Below are 20764 nucleotides of genomic sequence, written 5' to 3'. Positions count from 1 at the left end.
TTCAAAGAGAAGAGATTGAAAGAGGTCAAGTATTAGCAGCTCCAGGAAGTATAACACCACATACAAAATTTGAATCTGAAGTATATGTATTGACAAAAGAAGAAGGTGGAAGACATACACCATTCTTTAATGGATATAGACCACAATTTTATTTCAGAACAACAGATGTAACAGGGAATATAGAATTAGAAGAAGGAACAGAAATGGTAATGCCTGGAGACAACGCTAAATTCACAATTGAACTAATAACACCAATAGCTATAGAAGAAGGATTAAGATTTTCAATTCGTGAAGGTGGAAGAACAGTAGGTTCTGGAGTTGTTACTAATATTATTGCATAAGATGAAAATATTAAAGGAAGGGCAAGTACCCTTCCTTTAATGTCTAATAGATAAAAAAATTAAAAAATGCAAAAAAATACTTGAGTTTTTTGTTAATATACTATAAAATATAGGAGTGTGTAATTTTTGACATTGCGATGAGGTGAAAGGTTGCTGTTATCAGGAAATTTTCACTGAGAATGTCCGGTTGCAAACTGGGCGACTTGAATTGTCAGACTTAACCTTATAAAAAAATCACAACACACCTGGTTAAGTGGATAGGCAATTCTGGTCGCATGTAAATAACATGCGATAGAAGGAGGGAATTACATGTCAAACAAAGGAAATGGAAAGCAAAAAATAAGAATTAGATTAAAAGCTTATGATCATGAACTTTTAGACGTTTCAGCTCAGAAAATTGTAGAAACTGCAAAGAGAACAGGAGCTACTGTTTCAGGTCCAGTGCCATTACCAACTGAAAAGGAAGTTGTTACAATACTTAGGGCAGTTCATAAATATAAGGATTCAAGGGAACAATTTGAACAAAGAACACATAAACGTCTAATTGATATATTGAATCCAAATCAAAAAACTGTTGACTCTTTAATGAAACTTAATTTACCAGCAGGCGTAGATATTGAAATAAAGCTATAATATCTTAGTACGATTACAATATGTAATCCGCTGTAAGACTTAGGAGGTGCAAAAAGGATGAAAAGAATTTTAGGTAGAAAAATAGGGATGACTCAAATATTCGATGAACATGGTGTGGTTATTCCGGTTACAGTAGTTGAAGCGGGACCAGTAGAAGTTGTTCAAAAGAAGACTTTAGAAACAGATGGATATAATTCTATTCAAGTAGGTTATGGCTCTGTTAAAGAAAATAGAATGAACAAACCTTCAAAAGGTCATTTTGATAAAGCGCAAGTAGAATATAAAAAATATTTAAGAGAATTTAAAGTTGAAAACTCAGATGAATATGAAATAGGTCAAGAACTTAAAGCAGATATGTTTGAATCAGGAGATAGAGTAGATATTAGTGGAGTGTCAAAGGGGAAAGGAACCCAAGGACCAATAAAGAGACATGGTTATGGTAGAGGACCAGAAACTCACGGTTCTAAATATCACAGAGCACCTGGTGCTATGGCAGCAGCTGCCGATCCAGGAAGGGTGCTTAAAGGTAAGAAGTTAGCTGGTCATATGGGAAATGTAAAAGTAACAATTCAAAACTTAGAAGTAGTAAAAGTAGATGCTGAAAAGAATTTGTTATTAATAAAAGGAGCAATACCAGGCCCTAAAGGTGGACTACTTACAATAAAGGAAAGTGTCAAAGTATCTAAATAAGTTTTGCTAGAAAGGAGGAAACCCTATGCCAAAAGTTAAAGTGTACAATATATTGGGAGAACAGGTTGAAGAGATAGATTTAAAAGATGATATATTTAATGTAGAGATAAATGAAACTGCTGTACATGAAATGGTTAAAAATCATCTTGCAAACAAAAGACAAGGAACTCAATCAGTTAAAACTAGAACAGAAGTAAGAGGTGGAGGAAGGAAGCCTTGGAGACAAAAAGGTACTGGTAGAGCTAGACAAGGTAGTATAAGGGCCCCTCATTGGAAAGGTGGCGGTGTTACATTTGCACCAAAGCCAAGAGATTATAGCTATAGAGTACCTAAGAAAGTGAGAAAACTTGCTATGAAAAGTGCTCTTACTTCAAAAGTATTGAATGATGAGATTATAGTATTAGATGAATTGAATATAGAAGAACCTAAAACTAAAGAAATTGTTAATTTATTAAATAATATTAAAGCCAGCAAAAAAGCTTTAATTGTTATGAGTGAATCAAATGAAAATATAATCAAATCAGCTAGAAATATTCCTAATGTTGAAACTACAATAGCGAATACTTTAAATGTATATGATATTTTAAAATATGATTCCTTCATCATAACAAAAGATGCTGTAAGAAAAGTGGAGGAGGTGTATGCATAGTGCGTATTCCACACGATATAATTGTTAAGCCTATAATAACAGAGGAAAGTATGGACGCTATGGCGGATGGAAAATATACTTTTGTAGTGGATAAAAAGGCAAATAAAAATCAAATTAAGAGTGCTATAGAAGAAATATTTGATGTAAAGGTAGATAAGGTAAATACTATAAATATGATGGGCAAAGAAAAGAGAATGGGAGTCCATGTAGGTAGAAGACCTAGCTGGAAAAAGGCAATTATTACACTTACTGAAGATAGCAAAGGAATTGAATTCTTTGAAGGAATGGAATAGAAAATAATAGTAGAAGGAGGGAATAATAATGAGTATTAAAAAATACAAACCTACTTCACCAGCTATTAGACATATGGCAGTTACAAGTTTTAAAGATATAAACAAGAAGAAACCTGAAAAGTCATTAGTTGCTAAGTCAAATAGAAAAGCTGGAAGAAATACTCATGGGAAAATAACTGTTCGCCATAGAGGCGGCGGCGCTAAAAGAAAATACAGAATCATAGATTTTAAAAGAAATAAAGATGGTATACCAGGAAAAGTTGCTGCAATTGAATATGATCCAAATAGAACTGCAAATATAGCACTTATTTACTATGCTGACGGAGAAAAGAGATATATTATTGCTCCTAATGGATTAAAAGTAGGAGATGAAATAGAATCAGGTCAAGATGCAGATATTAAGACTGGTAATGCATTGCAATTAAGATATATACCTGTAGGAACTACTATCCATAATATAGAGTTAAAGCCTGGTAAAGGCGCACAACTTGTCAGAACTGCAGGAGCAGAAGCACAACTTATGGGTAAAGAAGGTTCATATGGAATGGTAAAGCTTCCTTCAGGAGAAACTAGGCTTATTAGATTGGATTGTAAAGCAACTATTGGTCAAGTAGGAAATGTTGAACATGAAAATATAACTATAGGAAAAGCAGGAAAGAGTAGACATTTAGGAATTAGGCCAACAGTTAGAGGTAGTGCTATGAATCCAAATGATCACCCTCACGGAGGTGGAGAAGGTAGAACACCTATTGGTATGCCTAGTCCAGTAACACCATGGGGTAAACCAACTCTTGGTTATAAAACTAGAAAGAAGAATAAAAAGTCTAATGAACATATTATTAGAAGAAGGTCTAGATAGTTTGAATATAGCATAAGGAGAGGAGGAATATTCATGGGTAGATCTTTAAAAAAAGGGCCATTTTGCGATGACCATTTATTGAAGAAAATTGAAGTGTTAAATGATAAAAATGAAAAGAAAGTAATAAAAACTTGGTCACGTCGTTCAACAATTTTTCCTCAAATGGTAGGTCATACTATAGCAGTTCATGATGGTAGAAAACATGTGCCTATATATATAACTGAAGATATGGTCGGCCACAAATTAGGAGAATTTGTTCCAACTAGAGTATTTAAAGGGCATGGAGAGAGGACTGAACAATCAACTACATTAAAATAAAGTTAAAGGAGGGAGTTTAGGGTGGAAGCTAGAGCTATAGCAAAATATATACGAATATCACCTTTAAAGGTAAACTACATTGCTAAAGAAATAAGAGGCAAAGATGTAGAAGATGCTCTTGCAATATTAGAGTTCACACCTAAAAAAGGTGCGAAAGAACTTCAAAAAGTTTTAAATTCTGCTATTGCAAATGCGGAAAATAATTTTGGTTTAGATAGAGATGATCTATATGTAGCGGAAGCTTATGCCAACGATGGACCAACTATGAAAAGATGGAGACCTAGAGCTCAAGGAAGAGCTTATCCTATACTCAAAAGATCGAGTCATATAGGCATCGTAGTTAAGGAAAGAGAATAGAAAAGGAGGGATAGTCAATGGGTCAAAAAGTAAATCCACATGGGCAAAGAGTTGGTATCATTAAGGACTGGGATTCTAAATGGTACGCAGATAAAAATAATTTTAGCGATTTGCTAATAGAAGATTATGAAATTCGTAAATATATAAAAGATAAAATGTTCATTGCAGGAATTTCAAATATTGAAATAGAAAGGGCTGCAAATAGAATTAAAATTTCTGTCTATACAGCTAAACCAGGAATGGTTATAGGTAAAGGCGGTAAAGGTGTAGAATCTTTAAGAAAAGAATTAGAAAAAATGACAGGAAAAAATATAATAGTAAATGTCGAAGAAGTTAAAATACCAGAATTAGATGCTCAACTTGTAGCGGAAAATATTGCTTCTCAACTTGAAAGAAGAATTGCTTTTAGAAGGGCTATGAAACAAGCTATTCAAAGATCAAGAAGAGCAGGAGCAAAGGGTATTAAAACATTAGTATCTGGAAGACTTGGTGGAGCAGATATGGCAAGAACTGAAGGATATAATGAAGGAACTATACCTCTACAAACATTAAGGGCAGATATTGATTATGGATTTGCAGAAGCTGATACAACCTATGGTAAAATAGGGGTTAAAGTATGGTTATATAAAGGAGAGGTTCTTCCTACTAAGAAGGGCGATAAAGAAGAGAAAGAATCTAATGTAGATAATAAAAGGAATATAAGAAATAACCAAAGAAATAAATAGTTTAAATAGATTTGTAGGAAGGAGGAAGGTAAAATGTTAATGCCTAAAAGGGTTAAGTACCGTAGAGTTCATAGAGGAAGAATGAAAGGTAAAGCTAATCGTGGTAATAAAATAACTTATGGAGAATATGGTTTACAAGCACTTGAACCAGCATGGATTACTTCAAATCAAATAGAAGCTGCCAGAAGAGCTATGACTAGATATGTAAAAAGAGGCGGAAATGTTTGGATAAAAATATTTCCAGATAAACCAGTAACTCAGAAACCAGCTGAAACTCGTATGGGTTCAGGTAAAGGAGCACCAGAATATTGGGTTGCAGTTGTAAAACCAGGAAGAATACTATTTGAAATGGGTGGAGTTTCTGAAGATGTAGCAAGAGAGGCTATGAGACTGGCATCATATAAATTACCTATAAAGACGAAGTTTGTCACTCGTGAAGATGGAGAGGAAAAGGGTGGTGAAGCTAATGAAGGCTAATGAAATTCGCGAACTAACAGATAAAGAATTAGATAGTAGATTATTAGAATTGAAAAGCGAATTATTCAATTTGAGATTTCAATTAGCTACAGGCCAGCTTGATAATCCAAAGAGAATAAAAGCTGTAAGAAAAGATATTGCTCGTGTAAAAACTATAGCAAGAGAAAGAGAACTAGGGATAGGAAAGGAGGTTTAGTTCCAAATGGAGAGAGGAAATAGAAAACAAAGAGTAGGTCGTGTTGTAAGTGATAAAATGGATAAGACAGTAGTGGTAGCAGTAGAAACATTTGTTACACATCCTATATACAAGAAACAAATTAAAAGAACTACAAGATTTAAAGCTCATGACGAAAACAACGAATGCAAAGTTGGAGATGTAGTTAAGATTATGGAAACTAGACCATTGAGCAAAGATAAAAACTGGAGACTTGTAAGTATAATTGAAAAGGCAAAATAGTCCCTAGGTGTGAAAGGAGGTAATCTCATGATTCAAACAGAAAGTCATCTTAAGGTGGCTGATAACTCAGGAGCAAGAGAACTTCTAGTTATTAAAGTACTAGGAGGATCTAATAGAAGGTATGCCAATATTGGAGATACGGTAGTTTGTTCTGTTAAAAGTGCAACACCTGGAGGTGTTGTTAAAAAAGGTGAGATAGTAAAAGCGGTTATAGTTAGAACCAGAAAAGGTGTTAGAAGAAATGATGGAAGCTATATTAAATTCGATGAAAATGCAGCTGTTATAATAAAAGATGATAAGCAACCAGTAGGGACTCGTATATTTGGTCCTGTAACTAGAGAGTTAAGAAGTGGAAACTATATGAAGATTATATCATTAGCACCTGAAGTATTATAAGAGGAGGTGTATGCTATGAAAATTAAAAGTGGAGATACAGTAATAGTTATATCTGGAAAAGACATAGGGAAAAAAGGAAAGGTTTTAACTGTTCTTCCTAAGAAAAATAGAGTAATAGTTGAAGGTGTAAATATGCTTACAAAGCATCAAAAATCTACAGGTCCAATGCAAGAAGGCGGTATAATTAACCAAGAGGGACCTTTAGATGTTTCAAATGTTATGTACTATTGTGATAGAGATAAAAAAGGCGTAAGAATTGGATATAAATTTTTAGAAAATGGAAAAAAGGTTAGAGTTTGTAAAGAATGTGGAGAAGAATTAGACTAATAATGGACAATTGAAAGGAGGTAGCAGATATGACTTCCAGATTAAAAGAAAAATACTTAAATGAAGTTGTTCCAGCTTTAATGGAAAAGTTCCAATATAGTAGTGTGATGGAAGTACCTAAAGTGGATAAAATAGTAATAAATATGGGAGTTGGAGAAGCAAAAGAAAATCCTAAACTATTGGAGAGTGCAGTAGAAGAATTAGGTTTAATTTCTGGACAAAAACCTGTTGTTACAAAAGCTAAAAAATCAATAGCAAACTTTAAAGTTCGTCAAGGAATGCCTGTTGGTACTAAGGTCACTTTAAGAGGAGAAAGAGCTTATGACTTTTTAGATAAATTAATGAATATATCACTACCAAGAGTTAGAGACTTTAGAGGAGTTAGCCCTATAGCATTTGATGGTAGAGGTAACTATGCTCTTGGAATAAAGGAACAATTGATCTTCCCTGAAATCGAATATGACAATGTAGAAGCTATAAGAGGCCTTGATATAGTGATTGTAACTACTGCTGAAACTGATGAAGAGGCAAAAGCGTTTTTAGAAGCTATGGGTATGCCTTTTAAAAAGTAAAGTAAGGAGGGAGATATTTTGGCTAAGAAATCAAAAGTAGCTAAGCAAAAGAGAAAACAAAAGTTTAGTACTAGAGAATATAATAGGTGTAAAATTTGTGGAAGACCTCATGCGTATTTAAGAAAATATGGTATTTGCCGTATTTGTTTTAGAGAATTAGCATATAAGGGACAAATTCCTGGTGTTAAAAAAGCTAGCTGGTAGTAAGTAATGTGTTGAAAGGAGGTAGCTTATTATGATGACTGACCCAATTGCAGATATGCTTACAAGAATTAGAAATGGCAACAATGCAAGACATGAAACTGTAGATATTCCAGCATCAAATATTAAAAAGGATATAGCTCAAATACTATTGAATGAAGGTTTTATAAAGAATTTTGATGTAATAGATGATGAAAAGCAAGGGCTTATAAGAGTTCAGTTAAAATATGGAAACAATAGTGAGAAGGTTATTAGCGGAATAAAGAGAATATCTAAACCTGGTTTGAGAGTATATGTTAAAAACAATGAAATTCCTAGAGTTCTAGGAGGGCTTGGTATAGCGATACTTTCAACTTCAAAAGGTATTATGGCAGACAAAGAAGCTAGAAAAGAAAAAGTAGGCGGAGAGGTTCTTTGTTACGTTTGGTAATATATCATATGTAATTTGAAAGGACAGGAGGTGCACTTATGTCAAGAATAGGATTTAACCCAATAGCTATTCCAAATGGAGTAGAAGTTAAAATAGATGATAATAACTTTATTGAAGTAAAAGGGCCTAAGGGCAAAATTGAACAACAATTGAACAAAGAAATGGACATAAAAATAGAAGAAGATAAAATAATAGTAAGTCGTCCAAGTGAAAACAAAAAACATAAATCTTTACATGGATTAACTAGAAGTCTTATATCAAATATGATTGACGGAGCTGTAGGAGAGTTTTCCAAGACATTGGAAATTCAAGGAACTGGATATCGTGCACAAAAGCAAGGTAAAAAACTTGTACTAAATTTAGGATATTCCCATCCTATAGAAATGGAAGATCCAGAAGGGATTACGGTAGAAGTACCAGAACAAAGTAAGATAATAGTTAAAGGAATAGACAAACAAAAAGTAGGAAACTATGCAGCTGTAATTAGATCATTAAGAGAACCTGAGCCATATAAAGGTAAAGGTATAAGATATGAAGGCGAAATGGTTAGACGTAAAGTTGGTAAAACTGGTAAATAGAAGGGAGTGATATAGTTGCTTAAGCAAAGAAATAAGAACGAAGAAAGAAAAAAGAGGCATATGAGAACTAGACAAAAATTAACTGGTACTCCTGAAAGACCAAGATTAAATGTCTATAGAAGTTTAGAGCATATTTATGCTCAAGTCATAGATGATACTGTAGGCAATACAATTGTTTCAGCTTCAACATTAGACAAAGAAATAAAGGAAAAAGTAGACAATACAAGCAATAAGGAAGCAGCAAAACTTGTAGGTGAACTAGTAGCTAAGAGAGCCCAAGAAAAAGGGATTAGCCAGGTAATATTTGATAGAGGCGGCCATATTTATCATGGAAGAATAAAAGAACTTGCAGATAGTGCAAGAGAAGCTGGATTGAAATTTTAGAAAGGAGGGGAATAAATGCAACGTTCATATATTGAACCAAGTGAATTAGATTTAAAAGAGAGAGTCGTAAGTATAAATCGTGTAGCTAAGGTAGTTAAGGGTGGTAGAAACTTTAGATTTAGTGCATTAGTAGTTGTTGGAGACGAAAACGGTCATGTAGGAGTCGGAATGGCAAAAGCTCTAGAAGTACCAGAAGCTATAAGAAAAGCTATACAAGATGCACGTAAACATATAATAAGAGTTCCTCTCGTAGGAACTACAATACCACATGAAATATTAGGTGAATTTGGTGCAGGGAAAGTACTTCTTAAGCCATCAAGAGAAGGTACTGGAGTTATTGCTGGTGGTGCTGTACGTGCTGTGTGTGAGTTGGCAGGTATTAGAGACATAAGAACTAAATCACTAGGTACTAGTAACCCTAGAAACATAGTAAATGCAACTATGGAAGGGCTAAAAGAACTTAAAGAAGCGGAAGATGTAGCGAAATTAAGAGGAAAATCAATAGATGAAATAACAGGTTAGGGGGTATTAAATATGGCTAAAATTAAAATTAAATTGGTTAGAAGCAATATTGGAAAAATTGAAAGCCAAAAAAGGACAGTAGAAGCCCTTGGACTAAAAAAGATTGGTCAAATTGTAGAAAAAGAAGATACTCCTCAAATAAGAGGTATGATTGAAAAAGTAAAACATATGGTTGAGGTAGTAGAATAGAATTGGAAGATAATAAAAGAGGAGGTGTACCTATGAAACTACATGATCTAAAGCCTAGTGAAGGTGCGAAAAAAAGAGCAACAAAGAGAGTAGGAAGAGGAATTGGTTCAGGCCTAGGTAAAACTTCTGGAAAAGGACATAAAGGCCAAAATGCTCGTTCAGGTGGTGGAGTTAGACCAGGTTTTGAAGGAGGCCAAATGCCTTTATTTAGAAGACTTCCAAAGAGAGGATTTACAAATGTATTTGCAAAAGAATATTCAATTGTAAACATTAGAGATTTAGATAGATTTGATGAAAATACCGTTGTAACACCAGAGTTATTATTAAACGAAGGATTAGTTAAGAAATTAAATGATGGGGTTAAGATATTAGGGGATGGAGATTTAGAGAAGAAACTTACCGTAAAAGCTCATAAATTTAGCAAATCTGCTGCTGAAAAAATAGAGGCTGCAGGGGGAAAGGTAGAGGTGATTTAGATGCTTTCAACGCTAAAAAATGCATGGAGAATTCCGGATATTAGAAAGAAAATGATATTTACCTTGTTTATGCTTTTAGTATTTAGGCTGGGTTCTAGTATCCCTGTACCTGGAATGGATAAAGCAGTAATAAAAGACATATTTGAAAGATCTCAAGGTGGAGTATTAGATTTTTTAGATATGATGGCTGGAGGAACTTTTAGTAACTTTAGTATATTTGCATTAAATATTTATCCATATGTAACTGCCTCAATTATTATACAACTTTTGACTATAGCTATTCCTAGATTAGAAGAAATGGCTAAAGAAGGAGAAGAAGGCAGAAAGAAAATAGCACAAATGACTCGTTATGGTACAGTAATACTAGCCTTAATTCAAGCAATAGGCATAACTATTGGTTTCTTCAATAATGCTCTAATATCAAAGAGTTTTTTACCTGTTGCAATAGTAATTATTACTTTAACAGCAGGTACTGCATTTTTAATGTGGCTTGGAGAGCAAATTACTGACAAAGGAATAGGAAATGGAATTTCCTTAATTATATTTGTAGGTATTATTTCAAGAATACCCAGTGAAGTAAAGAAAATGATAGGTTTATATAAAGCTGGATCAGCAAGCATTATTGGGCTAATACTATTTGTAGTATTTGCTATAGTGATTATAGGGGTAGTTATAGTGTTGCAAGAAGGAGAAAGAAGAATCCCAGTTCAATATGCAAAGAGAGTTGTTGGAAGGAAAATGTATGGAGGACAAAGTACACATATTCCTATTAAGGTTTCAATGGCAGGAGTAATACCAGTTATTTTTGCTACATCCCTTTTGGCATTCCCTCAAACATTAGCATTATTTTTTAAGGGAGCACCATCAGATTGGATAACTAAGTATCTAACACCTGGTGGAAGAGTAGGAGCATGGGTATATTCCATATTGAATATTCTTCTTATAATATTCTTTACTTATTTCTACACTGCAATACAATTTAATACAGTAGAATATGCACAGAATTTACAGCAATATGGTGGATTCATTCCAGGAATAAGGCCTGGAAGACCAACATCCGAATACTTGAACAAAGTTGTTTCAAGACTTACATTTGTTGGAGCTATATCTTTAGCGGCAATAGCATCTTTGCCAATAATTCTGTCTTCTATATTTAAATTAAATGTAAACTTTGGTGGAACAGCTTTAATTATAGTTGTAGGAGTTGCGTTAGAAACCGTAAAACAAATAGAAGCACAAATGCTTATGAGACATTATGAAGGATTCTTAAAATAATATTAGGAGATGATTTTCTTGAGGTTGGTTTTGTTAGGGCCACCTGGAGCAGGAAAAGGAACTCAGGCTTCAGCTATTATTGAAAAATATAATATTCCCCATATATCTACGGGAGATATTTTAAGATCTAATATAAAAGAAGGTACGGACCTTGGAAAAAAAGCAAAGGCGTACATGGATAAGGGACAATTAGTTCCAGATGAACTTGTTGTTTCTATTGTAAAAGACAGGTTATTAGAAGATGATTGTAAAAATGGTTTTCTTCTAGATGGTTTTCCAAGAACAGTAAATCAAGCGGAAGCATTAGACGAAGAGCTTGCAAATATGAAATTAAAATTAGACCATGTAATCAATATAGAAGTAGAAAGTAGCGAACTAATAAAAAGAGCAATAGGAAGACGAATCTGTAAAGAATGTGGTGCCACTTATCATATAGAGTTTAACCCTCCAAAAAAAGAAGGTAAATGTGATATATGTGATGGCGAACTTTATCAAAGAGATGATGATACAGAAGAAACAGTTTCTAGACGTATAGAAGTTTATTTAAAAGAAACTAGCCCATTAATAGATTATTATACTAAAAAAGGTATAATATTTAGTGTAGATGGAAAGCAAAGTATTGGAGGAGTATTTAAAGATATTGTTAAATCTTTAGGATAATTATATATGAGAAAGGCTTTGCCTTTCTCCAACCGGTAGATAGTTTACAAAACACCATAAAGAGGTGAAGTGAATGGATTCAACTAGCGACATAACCATAGGTCAAGTGGTTAAGTCAAGAGCTGGTCGAGATAAAGGTAATATATTTTTAGTTTTGGATATAATTGATGATGAGTATGTATATATTGTAGATGGAGATATTAGGAAATTAGATAATCCTAAAAAGAAAAAAGTTAAACATTTAATTATTTATAATACAATAATGCCAGAACTAAAAGAAAAGGTTAAAAATAGAACCAAAATAAACAACGCCTATATAAGGAAATTATTAGAACCTTTCAATATGAAATTATAAATTTTGGTTTGTTGAATAGGAGGTTCGATAACCGAATGACTAAAAAGGATATTATAGAGGTAGAGGGGACGGTAATAGATGCTCTACCAAATGCTATTTTTAAAGTAGAATTAGAAAATGGGCATGAAATACTTGCACATATATCTGGTAAATTAAGAATGAATTTTATAAGAATACTCCCGGGCGATAAAGTTACTGTTGAGTTGTCACCATATGATTTGACAAGAGGAAGGATTACATGGCGAAAAAAGTAGCATAGGAGGGATTGGAATGAAGGTAAGACCATCAGTTAAGAAGATGTGTGAAAAATGCAAAGTAATAAGAAGAAAAGGGAAAGTAATGGTTATTTGCCAAAATCCAAAGCATAAGCAAAGACAAGGATAGTTTAAAACATATTGTAAAACTTTGATATATATTTATAAGAGCATATTAGGAGGTGTAAAGATCAATGGCTAGAATTGCTGGTGTTGACCTACCAAGAGATAAAAGAATAGAAATTGGTTTAACTTATATATTTGGTATAGGCAGATCAAGATCCAATGAAATATTGGAAAAAGCAGGTGTAGATAGAAATACTAGAGTTAAAGATTTAACTGAATCAGAAATAGCTAAATTAAGAAGTACTGTAGATGAGTATGCTGTCGAAGGTGATTTGAGAAGAGAAACAGCAATGAATATTAAGAGATTAAAAGAAATTAATTGTTATAGAGGTGTTAGACATAAAAGAGGATTGCCAGTAAGAGGGCAAAGAACAAAAACTAATGCAAGGACTAGAAAGGGTCCAAACAAATCTACAATTAAAAAGAGTAGATAGGAAAAGGAGGGATTTTAAATGGCAACTAAAAAAGGCGCTAAAACTCGTATAAGAAGAAAAAAAGAACGTAAGAATATAGAGAGAGGCCAAGCTCATATTCAATCTACTTTTAATAATACAGTAGTAACACTTACAGACACTCAAGGAAATGTTCTATCTTGGGCAAGTGCTGGACAATTAGGGTTTAGAGGTTCAAAAAAATCTACTCCTTTTGCAGCACAACAAGCAGCTGAAGAAGCAGCAAAGAAAGCTATGGAACATGGTCTTAAAACTGTAGAAGTATATGTTAAAGGGCCAGGTGCTGGAAGAGAAGCAGCTATTCGTTCTCTTCAAGCAACAGGATTAGAAGTTAATCTAATCAAGGATGTAACACCTATTCCACATAATGGTTGTAGACCACCAAAACGTAGAAGAGTTTAATTAATAGGAGGTGCTAAATAATGGCAAGATATACAGGTCCTGTTTGTAGATTATGTCGTAGAGAAGGACAAAAACTTTATCTTAAAGGAGATAAATGTTATACAGATAAATGTCCAGTAGCAAAAAGAAATTATGCTCCTGGTCAACATGGGCAATCAAGGAAAAAAATAACTGAGTATGGATTACAATTAAGAGAAAAACAAAAAGTTCGTAGATATTATGGTATACAAGAATCACAAATGCTGAAATACTTTAATATGGCAGATAAGATGAAGGGAATTACAGGTGAGAATCTGCTTAAAATATTGGAATCAAGACTTGATAATGTAGTATATAGAATGGGCTATGCTGCTTCTAGAGCAGAGGCGAGACAACTTGTTACTCATGGACATTTCACTGTAAATGGCAAAAAAGTAGATATACCATCCTATTTAGTAAAAGTAGGGGATGAAATAGAAGTAAAAGGAAGAAGTAAGAGTAGTTCTAGATTTAAAGAAATGATAGAAGAACACAGAGGTACTACAGTGAAATGGATTCAAGTAAGTCCTGAAGAGTTAAAGGGTAGAATAGTATCTGAACCATCAAGGGAAGAAGTAGACCTACCAATCGAAGAACACTTAATAGTTGAGTTGTATTCCAAATAATGACTTATTATTTAGAATCAGTTGCCCTCGGAATCTTGAAATATTTAAATATGGGGAGGGTTATTGTTAATGATTGAAATTGAAAAGCCAAAAATAGAAATTATTGAATTAAGTGATGACGAAAGCTATGGAAAGTTTACCTTAGAGCCATTGGAGAGAGGTTATGGAACCACATTAGGCAATTGCCTAAGAAGGGTTCTTCTTTCCTCACTACCTGGTGCAGCTGTATCGTCAATTAAGATTCAAGGAGTTCTCCACGAATTTAGTACTATTCCAGGAGTATTGGAAGATGTTCCAGAAATAATATTAAATATTAAAGATCTTGCAGCTAAAATATATTCTGATGAACCAGTAACATTGAGAATAGAAGCTGAAGGCCCAATGGAAATAACTGCTGGGGATATAATAACTGGTCCAGATGTAGAAATACTTAACGAAGATCTTCATATAGCTACTATAAATGAAGATGGAGAACTTTATATGGAATTAGAAATGGTAAAAGGTAGAGGCTATGTAACAGCAGAGAGAAATAAAAAAGAAGGCCAGCCAATAGGAATGATTCCAGTAGATTCGCTATTTACTCCAGTAAAAAAAGTTAATTTTACTGTAGAAGACACAAGAGTTGGACAGATAACAGACTACGATAAACTTATACTAGAAGTTTGGACTAATGGAACAATGAAGGCAGATGAAGCTACATCTCTTGGTGCAAAAATACTTACTGAACATCTAAATCTATTCATAGATCTAACCGAACATGTAAATGATGTAGAAATAATGGTTGAAAAAGAAGAAGATAAAAAAGAAAAAGTACTTGAAATGACTGTTGAAGAACTTGATCTTTCAGTAAGAAGTTATAATTGTCTAAAGAGAGCAGGAATAAATACAGTAGATGAATTAACTCAAAGAACTGAAGAAGATATGATGAAAGTAAGAAATCTGGGTAAGAAATCCCTTGAAGAAGTTAAAAATAAATTAGCTGAATTAGAATTAAGTCTAAGAAAAAGCGATGAATAACTAGGAGTGAAGGAGGGATAAGAGAATGGCTCAATTAAGAAAACTTAGTCGCCCTACAGATCACAGAAAAGCGATGCTAAGAAATCAAGTGACTAAATTATTTAAATATGGTAGAATTGAAACAACACATGCTAGAGCAAAAGAGACGCAAAGAATGGCAGAAAAAATGATCACTCTTGGAAAAAGAGGAGATTTACATGCGAGAAGGCAAGTTTTAGCATATATATATGATGAAGATGTAGTAACAAAGTTGTTTGATGAAATTGCACCGAAATACTCTGAACGAAAAGGTGGATACACAAGAGTTTTAAAGATGGGTCCACGAAGAGGAGACGGTGCAGAAATGGCGATAATAGAATTGTTGTAGATAGTGGGGGATTAAGTTTTATAACTTAGTCCCTTTTAACTATTTAAGTTTCCTAAATTCATTGATTCCTAAAAATTCTTATGTTATTATTAATAGTGGAAATACATTGAAAATGAGGGGTAAAAATGTCGAATACAATGATAAATATAGAAAATCTTACTTATAAATATTCAACCATAGATGAAAAAAGTTTCACAGCTCTTAAAAATGTAAATTTAACAGTAGATAGCGGAGAATTTTTAGTTATACTAGGTCATAATGGCTCAGGAAAATCTACATTAGCTAAGCTAATGAATGCTCTTCTATTGCCTACTAGTGGAAATGTATTTGTAAATGGAATGGATACTAAAGATGAAGAAAAGCTTTGGGATATAAGACAAACTGCAGGAATGGTATTCCAAAATCCAGACAATCAACTAGTAGCTACTATTGTAGAAGAAGATGTAGCTTTTGGACCTGAAAATCAAGGAGTAGACCCTAGAGAAATAAGAAAAAGAGTTGATAAATCCTTAGAAATTGTAGAAATGAGTGAATATAAAAATCATGCACCACATTTGCTTTCAGGTGGTCAGAAACAGCGTATAGCTATAGCTGGAGTTCTTGCTATGAATCCAAAATGCATTATATTAGATGAACCTACTGCAATGTTGGATCCAATAGGAAGAAAAGAAGTTATGAAAACTATTAAAAAATTGAATAAAGAAGAAAATAAGACTATAGTACATATAACCCACTATATGGAAGAAGCAGTAGAAGCTGATAGGATTGTAGTTATGGAAAAGGGAGAAATTGTTATGCAAGGTACTCCAAAAGAAGTTTTTAGCAAAGTAAAAGAAATGAAAGAAATTGGGTTAGATGTACCTCAAGTAACAGAACTTGCTTATGAATTAAGAAAAGAAGGTATAGATTTACCTACTGATATATTAACAGTTGAAGAATTGGTGATGGCATTATGATGATTAAGATTGAAAATTTAAGCTATGTATATAATCCGGAAAGTCCTTTTGAAACTAAGGCTTTAGATAATATAAATTTAGAAGTAGAAAAGGGAGACTTTGTAGGCTTAATAGGCCATACTGGCTCTGGCAAATCTACTCTTGTTCAACATTTAAATGGTTTAATTAGGCCAACAGAGGGAAGAATCATAATTGATGGGATAGATATAACTAAAAAAGAAACTAAACTAAGAGCAATTAGGCAAGAGGTAGGGCTAGTATTTCAATATCCAGAATATCAACTTTTTGAAGAAACGGTATATAAAGATATAGCATTTGGACCTAAAAATTTAGGATTAAATGAAACTGAAGTAGATAGTAGAGTTAAAAAAGCTATGGAACTTGTAGGATTAGACTTTGAAAAAATAAAGGATAGATCTCCATTTGAACTAAGTGGAGGACAGAAAAGGAGAGTAGCTATAGCAGGAGTAGTAGCAATGAATCCAAAAGTTTTAATATTAGATGAGCCTACTGCAGGACTTGATCCTAAAGGTAGAGATGAAATACTAGGTGAAATTCAAAATTTATATGAAAAAGAAAATATGACTATAATATTAGTTTCTCATAGTATGGAGGATATTGCTAAACTAGTAAATAAAATTGTAGTAATGCATAAAGGTAAAATTGCTATGGAAGGAGCCCCTAGAGAAATATTTAAGAATCAGGAAAGATTAGAGGATTTAGGACTTGGTATTCCCCAAGTAACTTATTTCATGAAAAAGTATAAATCAGAAGGTCATTCAGTGTCAGATGATATTTTGACTATAGATGAAGCCAAAGAGGAATTATTAAATTATTTAAGGAGAAGAGACAATGCTTAAAGATATAACCATAGGACAATATTTTCCAGGAGATACAATTGTCCATAAATTAGATCCAAGAGTGAAAATATTAATTACATTTGTTTTTATAATTTCTTTATTCTTTATAAATAAATTTTATCCATATTTATTAGTCCTTGGATTTATATTAACTGTCATAAAACTTTCAAAAGTGCCATTTAAATATGTATTTAAAGGATTAAAACCATTAAGATTTATTATCATAATCACTTTTTTTATAAATGCATTTATGACTAAAGGAGTAGAACTATTTAGCATAGGGCCCCTTACAGTGTCAGAAGAAGGCTTATATCAAGCTATATTCATGGCTCTTAGACTAATATTTTTGATAATGGGTACTTCATTACTTACATTGACTACATCTCCTATATCATTGACAGATGGCATTGAGAAGTTATTAAATCCTCTAAAAATAATAGGACTACCTGCACATGAATTGGCTATGATGATGACTATAGCACTACGTTTTATTCCTACCCTATTAGAAGAAACAGATAAAATCATGAAAGCTCAAATGGCTCGAGGAGCAGATTTTGAAAGTGGAAACATATTAAATAGGGCAAAAAATTTAGTTCCCTTGTTAGTACCGTTGTTTGTAAATTCTTTTAGAAGGGCTGATGAACTTGCTATGGCTATGGAGGCTAGATGCTATAGGGGTGGGGAACATAGAACAAGACTTAATGAAATAAAGATGGATAAGATAGATTTTATTGTCATAACTATTATGACTATATTTTTTGGAATTTTAATTTCCACTAGATATATATAAGAGGGATAATATGAGAAATATTAAATTAACAATTGAATATGATGGGACTAATTATTCTGGTTGGCAAAAACAAGCTAATACTAATAATACAATTCAGGAAGAAATAGAAAATGCTATTGAAAAGGTAGTAGATGAAAAAGTCACAATAATAGGTGCCGGAAGAACAGATAAGGGAGTACATGGAAGAGGACAGGTAGCAAATTTTAATACAAATTCTAGAATTCCAGAAGAAAAATTTAAATATGCTATAAATAGATATCTTCCAGAAGATATTGCTATAGTTGAATCAATAGAGGTAGAAGAATTTTTCCATTCAAGATATGATGCATTAGGAAAAAAGTATAAGTATCTAATATACAATGCTCCTGTTAAAAGTCCTATTTTTAGAAATTATAGCTATTATATACCATATAAGCTTAATATTCAAAGCATGGACAAAGCTAAGGACTATTTTATTGGCAAACATGATTTTGCAGCTTTCATGGCTTCAGGCAGCAGCATTAAAGATACAATTAGGAATATATATTATATATCTTTAACTAATTGTAACAATATTATAGAATTTGAAATATATGGTGATGGCTTTTTATATAATATGGTAAGGATTATAGTAGGGACATTGATAGATATTGGAAGAGGAAAAATTGAGTCAGATAGTATTCCTAATATATTAAAATCTAAGGATAGAAAAAATGCAGGACATACTGCAGCAGCGGAAGGATTATATTTAGAAAAAGTTTGTTACTAATATGGCTATAGTTCTTGACACGCTGGGCACCTTGTATTAAAATATATAAGTGTGTTTGAATTTAAAATCCACTAGCCCCGGATTTTATCATATAAATATTATACACTCTGTAGTAAGGAGGGAAATTGATGAAAAGTTACATGGCAAAACCAAATGAAATTGAAAGAAAATGGTATGTAATAGACGCTGAAGGAAAAGTATTAGGAAGACTTGCATCTGAAGTAAGTAAAATACTTAGTGGAAAAAATAAACCTATATATACACCTCATGTTGATACTGGAGATCATGTTATTGTAATAAATGCAGACAAGATTGTTTTAACTGGAAAGAAATTAGAACAAAAAAAATATAGATATCATACTGGATATCCAGGAGGATTGAAGGAAATATCTTATGATAGAATGGTAAAAGAAAAACCTGAAAAGGTTATTGAATTAGCAGTTAAAGGCATGCTTCCAAAAAATAGTTTAGGCAGACAAATGTTTAGAAAATTGAAAGTATATAGTGGATCTGAACATAATCATGAAGCTCAAAAACCTGAAGTTTATGAATTTTAGTTTTTGAGGAAAGGAGGATTGTAAGTGGCTAAAGTACAATATCTTGGAACAGGTAGAAGAAAAAATGCTATTGCTAGAGTTAGATTAATTCCTGGCTCTGGAAAAATAGTTATTAATAAAAGAGATTTAGATGAATATTTTGATTATGATACATTGAAGGTTATTGTTAGAGAACCCCTTACTGTTACTGAAACATTAGATAAATATGATGTACTTGTAAATGTGCATGGTGGCGGATATACTGGTCAAGCGGGTGCTATAAGACATGGTATAGCTAGAGCATTAGTTAATGCAGATGAAGAAATGAGACCAGTATTAAAGAAGGAAGGCTTCTTAACAAGAGATCAAAGAATGAAAGAAAGAAAGAAATATGGTCTTAAGAAAGCAAGAAAGTCTCCACAATTTTCAAAAAGATAATATCTGTGAGTATAATAAAACACTGGAAATTCCAGTGTTTTTTATTTTCTGTAATATGGACAAGTATATAATAATATATTTAAAAATATAGGAGGAAGAAACTATTTATGAAAATAATATATATTAAAAGAAAATATATTTATATTTTACTGTCCATATTAATATGTATAATAGTATTAAATACTATTAAAAACAAACTAGCTATCACAACATATTTGCCCATAGGAAATAAAATAATAGGGATAGACCCAGGACATGGAGGAGTAGATCTGGGGGCTTCAGGGAAGGGAGGAGCTAGTGAAAATGAAATAAATTTAGCCATTAGTTTGAAATTAAAAAGACTAATAGAACAAAGTGGAGGAATTGTGGTTATAACTAGGGATAATAAAGATGGTCTCTATACAGAAAAATCCAAAACAATTAGAGAAAAGAAAACCGAGGATTTACAAAATAGAAAAGAATTAATAAATAACAGCAATTGTGATATTTTTTTAACAATACATTTAAATAGTTTCCCTCAATCTAAATATTATGGAGCCCAAACATTTTATAAGGAAAATTGTGAAAAAAGCAAAAAATTAGCGTATATGGTCCAAAAAGAACTTAGAAATATTTTAGATGAAGACAATAAAAGAGTTCCTCAATCAAGGGATGATGTCTATTTAATAAGGGAGGTGGAAGCCCCTTCCATTTTAGTAGAATGTGGTTTTCTTTCAAATCCAACAGAAGAGAAATTACTCCAAGATGAAAAATATCAAGAAAAAATTGCTTGGTCAATATATTCAGGAATAATTAAATATTTTAATGAAATTGAAAGTGGTCATAATTTTGATTAAAGCTAAAATACAATTTATTAAAAAATTTTAAGGAAAAAAGATAATTAATTCTTGATAAAAAAATAACATAATATATACTTATATATATATTATTAAATTATAAATTTCTCTATAAGATATAAAAGAGTTTTATCAAGTATAAATTATTGGACAAGTTTACACATTTAATATTTA

At 32.4% G+C, this 20764-nt stretch carries 39 protein-coding genes; all 39 read left to right on the top strand.

The window, feature by feature from the left end:
- Window positions 1-341, top strand: a 341-nt coding sequence (locus NSA23_RS05300; protein WP_476726958.1) for an EF-Tu C-terminal domain-related protein, incomplete at its 5' end; no start/stop codon positions are given.
- Between the two features lie 309 nt (window positions 342-650).
- A complete protein-coding gene (gene rpsJ / locus NSA23_RS05295) occupies window positions 651-974 on the top strand; it encodes a 30S ribosomal protein S10 (RefSeq protein ID WP_042679565.1) in 324 nt (107 codons plus the stop codon).
- A gap of 57 nt (window positions 975-1031) precedes the next feature.
- On the top strand, window positions 1032-1664 hold the full coding sequence (rplC, locus tag NSA23_RS05290) for a 50S ribosomal protein L3 (RefSeq protein ID WP_042679563.1): 633 nt from the start codon (window positions 1032-1034) through the stop codon (window positions 1662-1664).
- Between the two features lie 25 nt (window positions 1665-1689).
- A complete protein-coding gene (gene rplD, locus NSA23_RS05285) occupies window positions 1690-2313 on the top strand; it encodes a 50S ribosomal protein L4 (RefSeq protein WP_042679561.1) in 624 nt (207 codons plus the stop codon).
- The gene (rplW, locus tag NSA23_RS05280) at window positions 2313-2606 is read left to right on the top strand and encodes a 50S ribosomal protein L23 (protein WP_075052103.1); all 294 of its coding nucleotides are present in this window, start codon (window positions 2313-2315) and stop codon (window positions 2604-2606) included. The genes rplD and rplW overlap by 1 nt, the downstream gene beginning before the upstream one ends.
- A gap of 28 nt (window positions 2607-2634) precedes the next feature.
- Window positions 2635-3465 (top strand): 50S ribosomal protein L2, encoded by an 831-nt coding sequence (rplB, locus tag NSA23_RS05275; protein WP_042679558.1) that lies wholly within the window; start codon window positions 2635-2637, stop codon window positions 3463-3465.
- A gap of 33 nt (window positions 3466-3498) precedes the next feature.
- Window positions 3499-3783: a 30S ribosomal protein S19 gene (gene rpsS / locus NSA23_RS05270; protein ID WP_042679556.1), complete on the top strand. Its 285-nt coding sequence runs from the start codon at window positions 3499-3501 to the stop codon at window positions 3781-3783.
- Window positions 3784-3804: 21 nt separating this feature from the next.
- Window positions 3805-4140 (top strand): 50S ribosomal protein L22, encoded by a 336-nt coding sequence (rplV, locus tag NSA23_RS05265; RefSeq protein ID WP_042679554.1) that lies wholly within the window; start codon window positions 3805-3807, stop codon window positions 4138-4140.
- Between the two features lie 17 nt (window positions 4141-4157).
- Window positions 4158-4865 (top strand): 30S ribosomal protein S3, encoded by a 708-nt coding sequence (rpsC, locus tag NSA23_RS05260; protein WP_042679552.1) that lies wholly within the window; start codon window positions 4158-4160, stop codon window positions 4863-4865.
- A gap of 33 nt (window positions 4866-4898) precedes the next feature.
- The gene (rplP, locus tag NSA23_RS05255) at window positions 4899-5342 is read left to right on the top strand and encodes a 50S ribosomal protein L16 (protein WP_042679550.1); all 444 of its coding nucleotides are present in this window, start codon (window positions 4899-4901) and stop codon (window positions 5340-5342) included.
- Window positions 5332-5538 (top strand): 50S ribosomal protein L29, encoded by a 207-nt coding sequence (rpmC, locus tag NSA23_RS05250; RefSeq protein ID WP_042679548.1) that lies wholly within the window; start codon window positions 5332-5334, stop codon window positions 5536-5538. Before rplP ends, rpmC begins: the two co-directional genes overlap by 11 nt.
- A 6-nt stretch (window positions 5539-5544) precedes the next feature.
- A complete protein-coding gene (gene rpsQ, locus NSA23_RS05245) occupies window positions 5545-5799 on the top strand; it encodes a 30S ribosomal protein S17 (RefSeq protein WP_042679546.1) in 255 nt (84 codons plus the stop codon).
- A gap of 27 nt (window positions 5800-5826) precedes the next feature.
- The gene (gene rplN / locus NSA23_RS05240; protein ID WP_042679544.1) at window positions 5827-6195 is read left to right on the top strand and encodes a 50S ribosomal protein L14; all 369 of its coding nucleotides are present in this window, start codon (window positions 5827-5829) and stop codon (window positions 6193-6195) included.
- A gap of 15 nt (window positions 6196-6210) precedes the next feature.
- Window positions 6211-6522, top strand: a complete 312-nt coding sequence (rplX, locus tag NSA23_RS05235; protein ID WP_042679542.1) for a 50S ribosomal protein L24 — start codon at window positions 6211-6213, stop codon at window positions 6520-6522.
- Window positions 6523-6551: 29 nt separating this feature from the next.
- Window positions 6552-7094 carry a 50S ribosomal protein L5 gene (gene rplE, locus NSA23_RS05230; protein ID WP_042679540.1) on the top strand — a complete coding sequence of 181 codons (543 nt, stop codon included), beginning with the start codon at window positions 6552-6554 and terminating at the stop codon, window positions 7092-7094.
- An 18-nt stretch (window positions 7095-7112) separates the two neighbouring features.
- Window positions 7113-7298, top strand: a complete 186-nt coding sequence (locus NSA23_RS05225) for a type Z 30S ribosomal protein S14 (RefSeq protein WP_042679539.1) — start codon at window positions 7113-7115, stop codon at window positions 7296-7298.
- 31 nt (window positions 7299-7329) lie between these two features.
- On the top strand, window positions 7330-7725 hold the full coding sequence (gene rpsH, locus NSA23_RS05220) for a 30S ribosomal protein S8 (RefSeq protein ID WP_075052102.1): 396 nt from the start codon (window positions 7330-7332) through the stop codon (window positions 7723-7725).
- Between the two features lie 38 nt (window positions 7726-7763).
- Window positions 7764-8303 (top strand): 50S ribosomal protein L6, encoded by a 540-nt coding sequence (gene rplF, locus NSA23_RS05215; RefSeq protein ID WP_042679536.1) that lies wholly within the window; start codon window positions 7764-7766, stop codon window positions 8301-8303.
- A gap of 15 nt (window positions 8304-8318) precedes the next feature.
- On the top strand, window positions 8319-8687 hold the full coding sequence (gene rplR, locus NSA23_RS05210) for a 50S ribosomal protein L18 (RefSeq protein WP_042679535.1): 369 nt from the start codon (window positions 8319-8321) through the stop codon (window positions 8685-8687).
- Window positions 8688-8702: 15 nt separating this feature from the next.
- The gene (gene rpsE / locus NSA23_RS05205) at window positions 8703-9209 is read left to right on the top strand and encodes a 30S ribosomal protein S5 (RefSeq protein ID WP_042679534.1); all 507 of its coding nucleotides are present in this window, start codon (window positions 8703-8705) and stop codon (window positions 9207-9209) included.
- Window positions 9210-9221: 12 nt separating this feature from the next.
- Entirely contained in the window at window positions 9222-9398 is a 177-nt protein-coding gene (gene rpmD / locus NSA23_RS05200; protein ID WP_042679532.1) for a 50S ribosomal protein L30, read from the top strand.
- 32 nt (window positions 9399-9430) lie between these two features.
- Window positions 9431-9874 carry a 50S ribosomal protein L15 gene (gene rplO / locus NSA23_RS05195; RefSeq protein ID WP_042679531.1) on the top strand — a complete coding sequence of 148 codons (444 nt, stop codon included), beginning with the start codon at window positions 9431-9433 and terminating at the stop codon, window positions 9872-9874.
- Complete coding sequence (secY, locus tag NSA23_RS05190) at window positions 9875-11149, top strand: preprotein translocase subunit SecY (protein WP_042679528.1); 1275 nt, start codon at window positions 9875-9877, stop codon at window positions 11147-11149.
- 18 nt (window positions 11150-11167) lie between these two features.
- Window positions 11168-11809, top strand: a complete 642-nt coding sequence (locus NSA23_RS05185) for an adenylate kinase (protein WP_042679526.1) — start codon at window positions 11168-11170, stop codon at window positions 11807-11809.
- A 73-nt stretch (window positions 11810-11882) separates the two neighbouring features.
- On the top strand, window positions 11883-12164 hold the full coding sequence (locus NSA23_RS05180; protein ID WP_042679525.1) for a KOW domain-containing RNA-binding protein: 282 nt from the start codon (window positions 11883-11885) through the stop codon (window positions 12162-12164).
- Between the two features lie 35 nt (window positions 12165-12199).
- On the top strand, window positions 12200-12418 hold the full coding sequence (infA, locus tag NSA23_RS05175; protein ID WP_042679523.1) for a translation initiation factor IF-1: 219 nt from the start codon (window positions 12200-12202) through the stop codon (window positions 12416-12418).
- Window positions 12419-12434: 16 nt separating this feature from the next.
- The gene (gene rpmJ / locus NSA23_RS05170) at window positions 12435-12548 is read left to right on the top strand and encodes a 50S ribosomal protein L36 (protein WP_042679521.1); all 114 of its coding nucleotides are present in this window, start codon (window positions 12435-12437) and stop codon (window positions 12546-12548) included.
- A 64-nt stretch (window positions 12549-12612) separates the two neighbouring features.
- On the top strand, window positions 12613-12978 hold the full coding sequence (gene rpsM, locus NSA23_RS05165; RefSeq protein ID WP_042679518.1) for a 30S ribosomal protein S13: 366 nt from the start codon (window positions 12613-12615) through the stop codon (window positions 12976-12978).
- An 18-nt stretch (window positions 12979-12996) separates the two neighbouring features.
- The gene (gene rpsK / locus NSA23_RS05160) at window positions 12997-13398 is read left to right on the top strand and encodes a 30S ribosomal protein S11 (protein ID WP_042679516.1); all 402 of its coding nucleotides are present in this window, start codon (window positions 12997-12999) and stop codon (window positions 13396-13398) included.
- Between the two features lie 20 nt (window positions 13399-13418).
- On the top strand, window positions 13419-14042 hold the full coding sequence (gene rpsD, locus NSA23_RS05155) for a 30S ribosomal protein S4 (protein ID WP_042679514.1): 624 nt from the start codon (window positions 13419-13421) through the stop codon (window positions 14040-14042).
- A gap of 69 nt (window positions 14043-14111) precedes the next feature.
- A complete protein-coding gene (locus NSA23_RS05150; protein WP_042679512.1) occupies window positions 14112-15059 on the top strand; it encodes a DNA-directed RNA polymerase subunit alpha in 948 nt (315 codons plus the stop codon).
- A 25-nt stretch (window positions 15060-15084) separates the two neighbouring features.
- Window positions 15085-15426: a 50S ribosomal protein L17 gene (gene rplQ / locus NSA23_RS05145; protein ID WP_042679510.1), complete on the top strand. Its 342-nt coding sequence runs from the start codon at window positions 15085-15087 to the stop codon at window positions 15424-15426.
- Between the two features lie 125 nt (window positions 15427-15551).
- Window positions 15552-16382 (top strand): energy-coupling factor transporter ATPase, encoded by an 831-nt coding sequence (locus NSA23_RS05140; protein ID WP_042679508.1) that lies wholly within the window; start codon window positions 15552-15554, stop codon window positions 16380-16382.
- Window positions 16379-17242, top strand: coding sequence for an energy-coupling factor transporter ATPase (locus NSA23_RS05135; RefSeq protein ID WP_042679506.1), 864 nt, complete (start codon window positions 16379-16381; stop codon window positions 17240-17242). The genes NSA23_RS05140 and NSA23_RS05135 overlap by 4 nt, the downstream gene beginning before the upstream one ends.
- Window positions 17235-18032 (top strand): energy-coupling factor transporter transmembrane component T family protein, encoded by a 798-nt coding sequence (locus NSA23_RS05130; RefSeq protein ID WP_042679504.1) that lies wholly within the window; start codon window positions 17235-17237, stop codon window positions 18030-18032. Before NSA23_RS05135 ends, NSA23_RS05130 begins: the two co-directional genes overlap by 8 nt.
- A gap of 10 nt (window positions 18033-18042) precedes the next feature.
- Window positions 18043-18780: a tRNA pseudouridine(38-40) synthase TruA gene (truA, locus tag NSA23_RS05125; RefSeq protein WP_042679503.1), complete on the top strand. Its 738-nt coding sequence runs from the start codon at window positions 18043-18045 to the stop codon at window positions 18778-18780.
- Between the two features lie 128 nt (window positions 18781-18908).
- Window positions 18909-19337: a 50S ribosomal protein L13 gene (rplM, locus tag NSA23_RS05120; protein WP_042679501.1), complete on the top strand. Its 429-nt coding sequence runs from the start codon at window positions 18909-18911 to the stop codon at window positions 19335-19337.
- 24 nt (window positions 19338-19361) lie between these two features.
- A complete protein-coding gene (rpsI, locus tag NSA23_RS05115) occupies window positions 19362-19754 on the top strand; it encodes a 30S ribosomal protein S9 (RefSeq protein WP_042679499.1) in 393 nt (130 codons plus the stop codon).
- 107 nt (window positions 19755-19861) lie between these two features.
- Window positions 19862-20590: an N-acetylmuramoyl-L-alanine amidase CwlD gene (cwlD, locus tag NSA23_RS05110; RefSeq protein ID WP_042679497.1), complete on the top strand. Its 729-nt coding sequence runs from the start codon at window positions 19862-19864 to the stop codon at window positions 20588-20590.
- Window positions 20591-20764: the final 174 nt, after the last annotated feature.

This window comes from Anaerosalibacter massiliensis, from assembly GCF_024623155.1.
GTDB lineage: Bacteria > Bacillota > Clostridia > Tissierellales > Sporanaerobacteraceae > Anaerosalibacter > Anaerosalibacter massiliensis.
The sequence above is the reverse complement of the archived record's forward strand: the minus strand, read 5'-3'. Positions and strand labels throughout refer to the sequence as shown.